An 11,867-nucleotide genomic window follows, 5' to 3' on the forward strand; every position below is an offset into this window, starting at 1 on the left:
TTTACGCGTACCAGGGAAACAGGCCGAGAAATAGGCACGTGAGCATGAATACGGCGCACGCGCCCAGCGCCCATTTCATCGTGAAGCGCTGGTGGTCGCCAAGCTCGACACCGGCGGTGGCAACCAGAAGATAGGTCGAGGCGACGAGCGGGCTCAGCAGGTGGATCTGCTGCCCCACGAGCGAGGCGCGCGCGATCTCCATCGCCGTGATGCCGTAATGCTCCGCCGATTGCGCGAGCACGGGCAGCATCCCGAAATAGAAGGCGTCGTTGGAGATGAGAACCGTGAAGGGAATGCTGACGAGCGCAGTGATCGGCGCCATGTAGGGGCCGAGCGCATCGGGGATGAAGCCCGTCACCGTATTTGCCATCGCATCGACCATCTTGGTGCCCGAAAGCACGCCTGTGAAGATACCGGCGGCGAAGACGAGTCCCGCCGTCGCAAGCGCATTCGAGGCGTGCGCGGCGACGCGCTCGCGCTGCATCTCCACCTGCGGATAATTGACCATCGCGGCAATCGCGAATGCGACCATGAACAGCACCTGCAGCGGCACGTCGCCGAACAGCAGGATGCCCATCAGCGCGGCGGTCAGCGCCGCGTTGAACCAATAAAGGCGGGGACGGCGCGTGGAGGGCGTGCCGTCGCTGTCAGGCGTCGACAGGTCGAGCTGGCCGGGCGGCGGCATCGCAATGCGCTCGGTGACGCCGAGCCGTTTGCGTTCGGCGCGCCCGAGCATCCATGCGGCGAACAGAACCCAGCACACCGTGGTGAGCACCGGCGGGATCAGCGACAGGAACAGCGCGCGCGGATCGACGCCGAGCGCAATGGCCGCGCGCGAGGTCGGCCCGCCCCACGGCACGAGATTCATCGCAGCGACCGCCATGATGAGGATGCAGGTAAGCACGCGCACATCCATCTTCATGTGCCTGTAGAGCGGCAGCAGCGCCGAAAGCGTAATCATGTAGGTGGTGGTGCCGTCGCCATCGAGCGCGACGATAAGGCCGAGAATCGCCGAGCCCATCGTGATCCGCAGCGGATCGCCGTGCGCGAGTTCCACCACCTTGCGCGTCAGCGGATCGAAGAGGCCGGCATCGATCATGATGCCGAAATAGAGAATCGCGAACAGCAGCATTACGCCGGTCGGCGCGATGTCCCTGATCCCGGCGAGCATCATCTCGCCGAGACCCGCCGAGAATCCAGCGATCAGCGCGAACACGGTGGGCACGATGATGAGCGCGATCATCGCCGACATCCGCTTCGTCATGATCAGAGTCATGAACGTCGCGACCATGCCGAAGGCGAGAATGGAAAGCATCAGCCGGCGGTTCCCCTCAGTGCCCGCCGACGTGGGGGCAGTCCCAATGTTTGCATCATTCTAGGCGCCTTTGTCTTTCATGAAGCTGTCAGTGACGCGCGCAGCATCAGCGGCAGCAGGCCGCCCGCTTTCAGCACGCGCACCTCGGCGCGCGTCTCCACCGCAGCGCGTGCCGTGAAGGCGTGAACACGGCCGTCGGCATAATGCACACGCACGGCGCAGGGCGTGGAGGGCGCCAGCGCATCATCGGGCATGTCGATCTCGATGCGGTCGCCGAGGCCGAGCGAAAGCGCCGCGGGGAGTTCGAGCGGGAGGATGCCCATGTTGCAGAGGTTGGAGCGGTGGATACGCTCGAAGCCGACAGCGAGCACCGCGCGCACGCCAAGCAGGTACTGGCCCTTCGCCGCCCAGTCGCGCGACGACCCCATGCCGTAGCGGTCGCCCGCGACGACGACGACGGACTCGCCTTCAGCGGCGTATCGCGCGGCCGCTTGCCACAGCGGCAGCACCTCGCCGCTCGGCGCGTGGATCGTCGATCCGGGCGGAATGTCCGCGCCAAGGAGATTGCGCACGGAGGGGTTGGTGAAGAGGCCGCGCAGCATCACTTCCCAGTTGCCGCGGCGCGCGGAAAAGACGTTGAGATCGTCCGGCCGCTCGCCGCGTTCGATGAGCCAGCGGCCCGCTTCGCCGTGCGGGGGAATCGCGCCTGCCGGGGAGATGTGATCGGTGGTGATGTCGTCGCCGAGCACGATGAGCGGGTGGGCAATGAACCGACCCAGACGCGGCGTGGCGCCGGTCGTGACGAAGGGGGGCGGGCGCAGGTAGGTGGATGCGTCGTCCCACGGATAGAGCGGAGCGGACGACGCGGGGAGCGCGGCCCAGGCGGGGCTGGCTTCGGCAGCGGCATACGCGGCTTCGAAATCGGCGGGATTCGCGGCGGCGGCGAGCGCGGCATCAATCTCGTGTTCGGCAGGCCAGATGTCGCGAAGAAAGACGGGTGCGCCATCGGCGGCGATGCCAAGCGGATCGGTTTCGATCGCGAGGTTGAAATCGCCCGCGAGCGCATAGGTGATGACGAGCGGCGGTGACGCGAGATAGGAATCGCGGATCGATTGATGGACGCGCCCGGGGAAGTTGCGATTGCCCGACAGCACCGCGACGGGATGCGCGCCCTCGCAGATCTGCGCATCCATGGCGGACGCGAGCGGCCCGCTGTTGCCGATGCAGGTGGTGCAGCCGTAGGCGACGATAGCGAAGCCGAGCGCTTCGAGCGGCGCGCGCAGCCCTGCGCGTTCGAGCAGCGCACCGGCTGTCGGCGAGCCCGGCGCAAGACTTGTCTTGACCCAAGGCGGAACCGAAAGTCCGCGTTCGACTGCCGCGCGCGCAAGAAGTCCCGCCGCGACGAGCAGCCGCGCGTCCGACGTGTTCGTGCAACTGGTGATCGCGGCGATGGCGACCGGGCGTTTGCCTGCCGAGACCGGCGTCTCCGCGCGCGCGATCCGGTCCTGCGGGCGGTGCGGCCCGGCGATGCTCGGCACGACGGTAACGAGATCGAGATGCAGCACGCGATCATAATCGGGCGCCGCCTCTGGATCGAACCAGAGCTGCTGCCGGCGCAGATACGCCTCCGCCTGCTGCACATCGCCCTCCGCGCGGCCGGTGGCGCGCAGATAGGCCGTCACGGCATCGTCCGGCGGGAAATACCCCGTCGCGCCGCCGAACTCCGGCGCCATGTTCGCGACAACCGCGCGCGTCCCTGCGGAGAGCGCCGAAACGCCCGGCCCGAAGAATTCGACGAAGCGGCCATCGAGACGCACGCCGCGCAGCATTTCGGTGATGGTGAGCGCGAGGTCCGTCGCGGTCACGCCGGGGCCGAGTTGCCCGGTGAGGCGCACGCCGACAACCTCCGGTACGCGCAGCGTCACTGGCATACCGAGCATCACGCTTTCAGCTTCGAGCCCGCCGACGCCCCAGCCGAGCACGCCGATGCCGTTTATCATCGGCGAGTGGCTGTCGGTGCCGATCAGCGTGTCGGGGAACAGCCATTCGTGCCCCTGCGCGCGCCCACGGCTGACGACAGTGGCGAGGCGTTCGAGATTGATCGTGTGCATGATGCCGGTGCCGGGCGGATGCACGTGCAGCGTTTCGAAGGCCGCGCCCGCCCATTTCATCAGCCCGAAGCGTTCAGCGTTGCGCGCCATTTCGGCAGCGAGATTGGCGGCGAGCGAACCCCGCGTTCCGTAACTGTCGACGGCAATGCTGTGATCGGTGGAAACGTCGACGCGAAGCCCCGGCACGATCCGGCGCGGGTCTCCGCCCGCGTCAGCGATCACCGACCGCATCGCGGCGAGATCGACGAGCGCGGGGCCGCAGGTCGTGTCGTGCATCAGGAGCCGCGCCGGCACGAACGGCAATTCGATCGTCCGGTCGCCGCGCTCCAGCCACGCGACCGCCGCGTGATCGGCATCCGCATCCTCCGCGCGGCGGCGGAGCAGATTTTCGGCAAGGATGCGGTGCACGCACGGCATATGCGCCAGCCGCGCACCGAGCGCGCCGGGCAGGTCCACGCATCTCGGCGGTGTCACGCCTGCCGCGCCTTGCGCGCGATGAACAGCGGAACGCGGAAACGCCGCTCGATGACCCCGCCAAAGCCCTGTTCGCCGACGGCCTCGATTCCGCCTAGAACACGCGCGCGCATCTGCGGCTCCATGCGGCGCACCATCGAGAAGGTCGCATAGAGCGCGCGCATCTCCGCCGCCGTCATCCGCACCGTCATTTCATGCATCTGATGCGCGGCGTGCGCAAACCCCGCCGCGCGGAGTTCGGCGACGCGGTCATCGGTCCACAGCGAATAATGCCGCTGCTCCGGCCCGCGCAGCGATGGCGGCAACTCAGCGTCTTTCAGCAGCGGCAAAACCGCCCGGCTGAACAGATCATGTTCGGGATCGTGAAGCACGGTCCACCACATCGCCCACACACCGCCGGGACGCAGAAGATCCAGCACCATCGGGAGCCCGCGCACAGAATCGACCCAGTGAAACGACGTGGCCGCAACGCCGAGATCGAAGGCGGACGCGGCAAGTCCCGCATCCTCAAGCGGCGCATTCACGACACGCACATTATCGGCCAACCCGCCGAGTGCATCAGCGAGCACCGGATCGGGTTCGACGAGCGTGAGCGAGCCCACATCCGCCGCAAGCAATCGCCGGCTCGCCTGCCCCGTTCCCGGTCCGATCTCGAAAACATCGGCGCCCGGCACGAGCGCGCCTGCCAGCGCGGCGTAGAGCGATTCAGGATAATGCGGCCGCGCACTCGCATAGCCCGCCGCATCCGCACCGAAAATGTGCCGGCCGACCCGCTGGCTTTCGGCGGTCATCATTCGCCGTGCTCTTCGTCGATGCGCGTGGTGATGCCCGTCGCAACGATCGTCCGCGTCGCATCGATCGACGCATAGGTCCAGAAGATCTCCAGTGGATCACGCTCCGACACGTTGCGGAAGAAATGCGGCACGCCTGCGGGAATCCACGTCAGGTCGCGCGGGCGCACATCGTGCTCCGTGCCATCGATATGCGCTCGGCCTTTCCCTGAGAGCACGAGCACACTTTCCTCGCAATTGTGGATGTGGAGCGGCACCGCGCAGCCCGGATCGATGGTGGTGACTCCGTTCAGCATCTGCCGCGAGCCCAGGGTCGCTGTCACCATCGGCCGCGTGCGGATGCCGCCGCCGCGATTCCGAACGGCGAGCGTTTCCGGCCGGAGCAGCACAGCGTTCATCGCGCCCCCCGCGTGCGGATCGCATTGCACACGGCCTCGCCGAATTCGGCAGTACCGAGCGTACCGCCGATGTCGCGCGTGCGCCTGGCGGGATTGTCCAGAACATCTTCGACAGCCGCCTCCAGCATAGCGGCGGCCGGGCTCGACAACCAATCGAGCAGCATCGCAGCCGAGAGGATCAGCGACGTGGGATTGGCGATGCCCTTGCCTGCGATATCGGGCGCGGAGCCGTGCTGCGCCTGCGCGACGCAGATATCGTCGCCCGCGTTGATAGACCCGCCGAGGCCGAGGCTGCCGCAGAGTTCGGAAGCTTCGTCCGAAAGAATATCCCCGAACATGTTCGTGGTGACGATCACATCGAACCGGTCCGGGCTGCGGATGAGCAGCGCGGCGGCGGCATCGACGATGATCTCCTCCAGCTCCACGTCGGGGAATTCGGCGGCGACCTTGCGTACCTCGCGCAGGAACAGCCCATCCGACAGCTTCAGTACGTTCGCCTTGTGCACGGCTGTCACCTTCTTCCGGCGCGTGCGCGCCAGAGCGAATGCGGCGCGTGCGACCCGGGAAGCGCCTTTCGCGGTGATCTTGCGGATGGAGAGCGCCATGTCCTCGTCGGGCATGAATTCGCCGCTTCCCGCGTGCATGTTGCGGTCGGAATAGAAGCCTTCGGTGTTCTCGCGCACGATCACGAGATCCATCGGTTTCCGAAGGATGCTGAGACCCGCCCGCGAACGGCACGGCCGGATGTTGGCGTAGAGCGCGAACTGCGTGCGCAGCGCCGCCGAAGGGTTGATGCCGCCCGCGTCGCGCGGGGGATAATCGAAATGCGAAACAGGCCCGAGGATGACGCCGTCCACCTGCGGAATCCGCTCCAGGACCGCATCGGGGAGCGTCGTGCCGGCTTCGGCGAGACTGGCGAAACCGATGGCGCGTTCCTCGATCGTGATCGTCGCGCCGCATGTCTCCGCGAGCACCTCCAGCACCCGGCGCGTGGCGGCGGAGATTTCGGGACCGATGCCGTCACCCGGAAGCAGGAGGAGATTCATGTAACCGTCCGTTGCAATCGGCACCGACCGGCGTCACGCATGTTGACGCCGGTCGGCAACGGTCAATACCTGCCTAGAAGATGTTCGCGGTGAGCGAGAACTTGATCACAGACGGCGCGCCGAAGGCGATGTAGTTGCTGCTCGTGGACGCGAAATACTTCTTGCCCGTGATGTTCTGCGCATTGACGCGCGCGGTCATCCCCACGCCGCCGATTTCGAACGCGTATGATCCGCCGAGATCGAAGAGCGTGTAACCGGGGAGGAAGAGCGAGTTCTGCGGATTGATCGCACGCGCACCGGTGTAATAGGCACCCGCACTGACCGCGAGACCTTCGACAAGCTGCGTCAGGCGATATTCACCCGAGATCGACCACTGCGTCTTCGCCGTGTTTTCGATGCGGTTGCCGATGAGCGCGGTATCTGCCGTTTCGCCCTGCTTCGCGCGGAGGAACAGTGCCGATCCATAGATCGAAAGATCGGGTGTCACTTCGCCGGTCAGGCTGAATTCGAGACCGCGGTAAGTGGCCTTGCCGTCCTTCACGAAGAAATTGGCAGCGTTCGTGTAGGTCAGCTGACGCGAGATGTCGAAATACGCCGCTGTGAACAACAGCCCCTTTTGCGGCTCGATCTTGATGCCGCCCTCATATTGCTTGGAATTGCTGGCGGGCAGGATTTCGCCCGCGTTGTTTGTTGTGAGCGGGGCGCCGGGCGTCGATTCAAGACCTTCGATGTAGGTCGCGTAGGTGCTGATCCACTCCTTGGGCTTGAACACGAGTCCGCCGGAAAGCGAGATCGGCTTATCGGAGAAGGTTTCCTCACTCGGCCCGGCGACGGTTTCCCGCGTTTCCTTGTAGATCGACTTACGGATGCCGAGCAGCACGCTGAACATGTCGTCGTTCGCCCCCCCGAAGCGCATCCGATCGAAGGCGTAGAAGCCCGTGTCCTTGATCGAGGTGTCGCGCGTCGGATTATAGGGCGACCCGCCACTGTAACGGATGTCGTTGAGATCAACCGGGTTATAGAGATTTTGCACGCAGCCGGCAGCAAGGCCGATCGCGATGCAGTTCGCGTTCGAGCCGGCGCCCCCCGCAAGGTATGACACGGTGAGCGGCGAATACTGACGGCGGATATTCTTCGACGCGCCGATCATCAGTTCGTGAATCACCGGCCCGGTCGCGAACGTGCCCGCCAGCTCGATGCGTCCGTTCTTGTTGCGGTAAAGCTGGCCGTCGGCGGCACCCATCGTCAACACACCATTGCCGGTGACGGGATCGAAGTTGGCGAGGCGGCTGAAGCGGCGGTCACGCTCCACGTAGGAGATGCCGCCTTCGGCCACGAGGTTCCACGCGGGCGTGATCTTCCATGAAACCCGGCCGAGAACGTTGGTGGCATCGGCGCGGTTCATGAAGCCCTTGCTGCCGGGATTGTTCGACGCGCGCGGCAGGTCCGGAACCACGGTCATCAGCGATGCGGCCGCCGTGCGTCCCTGAATGACGGTCGGCTCCGTCACTTCCTTCGAGATGTGCTCGACATCGAGGTTGATCTGGAGGCTGTCTGACGGCGTTAGCTGGAACGCGCCCGACTGGAAGCTGCGGCGGCCCCACGTGTTGTCGATGCCCGAATCGACCGTGCCGTAAACAAGGTTGCCGCGCACGCCGAGGATGCCCCACGTGCCGCCCGCGTCGATATGGCCCTGCACCTGCCCGTGATCGTTGCCGTTCACCGCGACGGAAAGCACCGGATCGAGCGTCGGGCGCTTCGTCGTGAGGTTGATGATGCCCGACGGCGTCGTGAAGCCGTAATAGAGCGCGGACGCACCCTTCAGCGCTTCGACACGTACCTTGTTTTCAAGCGGCAGGTCGATGAGGTTCACGATCGGCAGCGAGCCGTTGAGGCGGTAGTTGCCCCGGTTTTCGACCGGAATGCCGCGGATTGAGAGGTTGTTGTAAACTGTGGGGCTCGTCTGCGAGCTGGTGACGCCCGGCGAGTTGCGCAGCGCATCGAGGATGCTCTGCGCCTGCTGCGATTTCAGCACCTGCTCGGAAATCACGCTGACGGTGAGCGGCGTATCGATCTGGCGCGCGCCGCGGAAGCTGCCCGCCTGCACGAAGTCCGCGCTGTAGCTGTCCTTGCGGTCGGCGGTGACGACGATCTCTTCAAGCACCAGTCCCGACTGCGTATCGGATTCGGCCTGCTGCGCCATCGCCTGGCCGGCTGCCGCCATCGCAATTCCGCTGACGCCGAGCCCGGCGATCCATTTCCACTTCGTGGCCATTCCTAGCACCCCTTTTTTTCCGCCCCAAAGAGGGCGGCAGTTTCCCCATTTACGGGCGCGCACGATCGGCGCGCCGCGACTCACAACCGGCACGCCGCGATGCGCGGACGCCGATGTCGCGCTGACGATATTCGGCGTTAGCTGTCACAAACCTGTCCCGCCTGTGTCCGAAGGGTGACAGCTTGGCGACAGACTGGTTTCCTAGGTTCGTGTAGAGGAACGGCATCGCGCGCCGTGGGGAGACGACATTGAACACAGCAGACAGCTTCAGCCTTTCGCGGCGGCGCTTCGCCGGATTGACGCTTGGCGGCGCCGGCCTGATTGCGTTGCCGGGCCTTGCCGCGTGCGCGCGGGTGGCAACGCCGGGCGTATCAGCCCTCGACGGCCTGCCCCGCACACGCCCTGAAGCGCACGGCGTCGATCCGCAGGCGATCCTCGCCTTTCTTGATGAGGTACGCGGCGCGGGGCTAGAACTGCACAGCTTCATGCTGTCGCGCGGCGGTGACGTGATCAGCGAAGGCTGGTGGACACCCTATCGTGCGGACCGGCCGCACATGATGCATTCGCTGACCAAAAGCGTCGCCGTGTCGGGCGTCGCGATTGCGATTGCCGAAGGCCTGTTCGGCATCGACGACAAGGTCATCTCCTTCTTCCCGGATGAACTCCCGCCGACCGTGAGCGACAACCTCGCCGCGATGACCGTGCGCGATCTGCTCACGATGCGCACCGGCCACGCCGAGGAAATCTCCGGCTCCGTATGGCGGCAGATCAAGACGAGTTGGGTCGCGGAATTCTTCAAGGTGCCGGTCGTCCACAAGCCGGGCACGCGTTTCGTCTATTCGAGCGCGGCGAGTTTCATGCTGTCGGCCATCGTCACCAAAGTGACCGGGCAGACGCTGCGCGATTTCATGGAGCCGCGCTTCTTCAAGCCGCTCGGCATCACCGGGCTCAGCTGGGACGTGGGGCCGGGCGGGATCAACCCGGGCGGCAACGGCCTCACTTTCAAGACCGCCGACGCACTCAAGCTCGGGATGCTTTACGCGCAGAAGGGCCGCTGGAACGGGCAGCAGATCCTCTCCCCCGCATGGGTGGAGGCGGTGAGCAAGCCGCAGGTGGCGGAGGGCGAATACAGCTATCAGTGGTGGATCGGTGCGAACAACACCTACTATGCGGTGGGTCTGTTCACGCAGATGTCGATCGTGTTCCCCGATCACGACGCCGTGCTCGCCGTCACCGGCGCGATCCGCAAGAGCGAGATGCTCTCTCCCATCGTCGACAAGCACTTCCCTGCCGCCTTTGGCGCCGCGAACCTGCCGCCGAAGGACGCCGCCTACGCGGCGCTTGCGGAGCGCACACGCGCGTTGGCGCTGCTTCCGGCGCTTCCCGCCACGACATCGCCGATCGCCGCGCGCATCTCGGGAAAGCGCTTCACGGCGGCCGAAAACGCTGATGGCATCGAGAGCTTTGGTTTCACCTTCGAAGGCGATCGCTGCCGCTTCACGATGCGCGATGCGCGCGGCGAGCACAGCGTCGATGTCGGCCTCGGCCGCTGGATCGAAGGCCGCACGAGCATGACCGGCAACAAGCTCCACCACCAGTATCAGCCGGATTCGATGGTTGTCGTCGCCGGCGGGCGCTGGACCGCACCGGACACGTTCGAGATGGTCTGGCAATTCGCCGAAACCGCGTTCCGCGACACGGTGGTGTGCCGCTTCGAGGGCGACACGATGACGTTCGACCGCAGCGTCAACGTGAATTCGGCGGCAATGTCGCTTCCCACCGTTCGTTCAACACTCGGCTGAGGACGATCGCCATGCTGCAGGGGGCTGCCGTTTTGCTGTTCGCGATGATGGGGGGTCAGGCGGCGGACGCGGGGCGCTTCCCACCGCCGGACTGCGAAACCTATGTCGCCTACGACCGCGACATGGTGCTGCCCGGCTATCTCATTCCTTCGAAGGCGGGCGCCAAGGTCTGCGTTCCGTTCACGACCGTGGGCGCGAGGCCCCCGGCGGATGACAAGGGCGATTTCTACGTCGATGAATTCGCGGAGCCCGTGCTCCGCGCGCGCTGGCTTCAGTGCAAGGCCGATCCCGTGTGCGCGGCGCGGGTGTCGCCGGTCGTCAATCGCCGGAAGCCGCCCAACCGGGAGCAACGCATCACCGATCCGCACCATCGCCACCTGCTCGGCAAGACCGACGAAAAAGCCGATCTCGCGGCGATCCGGCGCCCGGCGTTCTTCGGGCAGGCGCCCTATCGCGAACCCATCGCTGCTGTCGAAGCGAACACCTACACGGTCGAATTCACCGCCCCCGCCGAAGCACACGAGCGTATCCACAAGGGGATCGAAGCGCCGGTCAAACTCCGGGGCTGGTACATGCAGGGGCGCGGCGTGCCGGATGCGAAGGGTCGCACGGTCCGCGCGCTCATCGTGATGAGCGGCGGCGGCGGCACCCGCCTCGCCGCGATCGACCATCCCGAGGACCGGCTTTACAGCGTCCATTCCGAAACCCGGAAAACCGCGATCAATGCGTTCCCGAACACGCGCACCGGCTCACCCGGCCAGGCCGGGTGGCGATCGCTGATGGCGATGCTGAATGCGGCGGGTTTCGATGTGCTCGCCTATGACCGGCGCGGCATCGGCGTTTCGAGCGGTTTCAGCGACACCAACACGCTGCAGCAGGGCCGCGATCTGCTTGCGGCGCTCGCCAGCCTCCGCTCGGGCGAAGGGATACGCGCGCTGTCGCCGAAGGGCAGGCTCTATGCGGGCGCAGATGCCGCCCGCGCTCTGCGCGGCAAGGCCGGTGAACTGCCCACGCTGCTGCTCGGCAATTCGCGCGGCACGATGGCGACCGGCTGGGCGATGACGATAAACTTCGACAAGGACTGCAGTTACGACCTTCCCGAGATCGCCTGCACGCCGCCGCGCCGCGACCCGTCGATCAAGGGCGCGATGCTGATGGCGGAATTTACGAGCGGCCCCGGCTTCGTTTCCGCGACGCCGACGCCCGAGGACGAGGAACGCGGGCTCGGCAAGGATCGCGGCCTGTTCATCGGCGCGAGCCAGATCGAGCACAACATCGTCTTCTTCCCCGGATCGGCGATCCTTGCGGGCATGAAGACATGGCCTGCCGCCTTCTTCGCGCGCGGCCTCTGGGATTATGCCGCCAGCCTTGAAGGCACGATCGCCTCCTACGACCGCGTGCCGGGGCTTAAGGAGCTTGTCGTGGTGCGCGGGCCGCACCCGTTCGAAACGTGGCCCGAGGCGGAGAAGACGCGCGTCCGGGAACGCCTGCGCGCCTTCGCTTTGGCCACGATCCGCGGCGCGCACGACGTGCCCGGCGCGCGCCCGTGGACGACGATGAAAGCGCTTGTCGCGACGACCGAAGATGCGTGGGAGGCGTCGTCGGCGCCGCGACAGTGATTTCCCGTTAGGCACCGGCGGGCAAACACCGATAGA

General features: G+C 65.9%; 8 protein-coding genes. 2 read left to right on the forward strand and 6 right to left on the reverse strand.

The window, feature by feature from the left end; genetic code table 11:
- Position 1: 1 nt before the first annotated feature.
- From AAC014_RS07385 to AAC014_RS07410, 6 genes are all read right to left on the reverse strand, one after another.
- Positions 2 to 1,315 (reverse strand): CitMHS family transporter, encoded by a 1,314-nt coding sequence (locus AAC014_RS07385; RefSeq protein WP_339706243.1) that lies wholly within the window; start codon positions 1,313 to 1,315, stop codon positions 2 to 4.
- A 77-nt stretch (positions 1,316 to 1,392) separates the two neighbouring features.
- Positions 1,393 to 3,900 (reverse strand): aconitate hydratase AcnA, encoded by a 2,508-nt coding sequence (acnA, locus tag AAC014_RS07390; protein ID WP_339706246.1) that lies wholly within the window; start codon positions 3,898 to 3,900, stop codon positions 1,393 to 1,395.
- Positions 3,897 to 4,694 (reverse strand): class I SAM-dependent methyltransferase, encoded by a 798-nt coding sequence (locus tag AAC014_RS07395; RefSeq protein ID WP_339706248.1) that lies wholly within the window; start codon positions 4,692 to 4,694, stop codon positions 3,897 to 3,899. Before AAC014_RS07395 ends, acnA begins: the two co-directional genes overlap by 4 nt.
- Complete coding sequence (locus AAC014_RS07400) at positions 4,691 to 5,089, reverse strand: cupin domain-containing protein (RefSeq protein WP_339706251.1); 399 nt, start codon at positions 5,087 to 5,089, stop codon at positions 4,691 to 4,693. Before AAC014_RS07400 ends, AAC014_RS07395 begins: the two co-directional genes overlap by 4 nt.
- Complete coding sequence (locus tag AAC014_RS07405) at positions 5,086 to 6,135, reverse strand: isocitrate/isopropylmalate dehydrogenase family protein (protein ID WP_339706254.1); 1,050 nt, start codon at positions 6,133 to 6,135, stop codon at positions 5,086 to 5,088. Before AAC014_RS07405 ends, AAC014_RS07400 begins: the two co-directional genes overlap by 4 nt.
- A gap of 73 nt (positions 6,136 to 6,208) precedes the next feature.
- Positions 6,209 to 8,410, reverse strand: a complete 2,202-nt coding sequence (locus AAC014_RS07410; RefSeq protein ID WP_339706258.1) for a TonB-dependent siderophore receptor — start codon at positions 8,408 to 8,410, stop codon at positions 6,209 to 6,211.
- 248 nt (positions 8,411 to 8,658) lie between these two features.
- Between AAC014_RS07410 and AAC014_RS07415 the strand changes: the two genes are divergently transcribed.
- Together AAC014_RS07415 and AAC014_RS07420 are read left to right on the forward strand one after the other, a co-directional pair.
- The gene (locus AAC014_RS07415) at positions 8,659 to 10,212 is read left to right on the forward strand and encodes a serine hydrolase domain-containing protein (protein ID WP_339706261.1); all 1,554 of its coding nucleotides are present in this window, start codon (positions 8,659 to 8,661) and stop codon (positions 10,210 to 10,212) included.
- An 11-nt stretch (positions 10,213 to 10,223) separates the two neighbouring features.
- Positions 10,224 to 11,831 (forward strand): hypothetical protein, encoded by a 1,608-nt coding sequence (locus AAC014_RS07420; RefSeq protein WP_339706264.1) that lies wholly within the window; start codon positions 10,224 to 10,226, stop codon positions 11,829 to 11,831.
- The last annotated feature ends 36 nt before the right edge of the window (positions 11,832 to 11,867 follow it).

Source organism: uncultured Sphingosinicella sp. (assembly GCF_963974575.1).
Lineage (GTDB): Bacteria > Pseudomonadota > Alphaproteobacteria > Sphingomonadales > Sphingomonadaceae > Sphingosinicella.

What these genes read in the sequence shown, in the direction of transcription:
- AAC014_RS07395 (WP_339706248.1), bottom strand. Translation starts at nt 4,694, where the DNA reads ATGATGACCGCCGAAAGCCAGCGGGTCGGCCGGCACATTTTCGGTGCG.
- AAC014_RS07410 (WP_339706258.1), bottom strand. Translation starts at nt 8,410, where the DNA reads ATGGCCACGAAGTGGAAATGGATCGCCGGGCTCGGCGTCAGCGGAATT.
- AAC014_RS07385 (WP_339706243.1), bottom strand. Translation starts at nt 1,315, where the DNA reads ATGCTTTCCATTCTCGCCTTCGGCATGGTCGCGACGTTCATGACTCTG.
- AAC014_RS07420 (WP_339706264.1), top strand. Translation starts at nt 10,224, where the DNA reads ATGCTGCAGGGGGCTGCCGTTTTGCTGTTCGCGATGATGGGGGGTCAG.
- AAC014_RS07405 (WP_339706254.1), bottom strand. Translation starts at nt 6,135, where the DNA reads ATGAATCTCCTCCTGCTTCCGGGTGACGGCATCGGTCCCGAAATCTCC.
- AAC014_RS07400 (WP_339706251.1), bottom strand. Translation starts at nt 5,089, where the DNA reads ATGAACGCTGTGCTGCTCCGGCCGGAAACGCTCGCCGTTCGGAATCGC.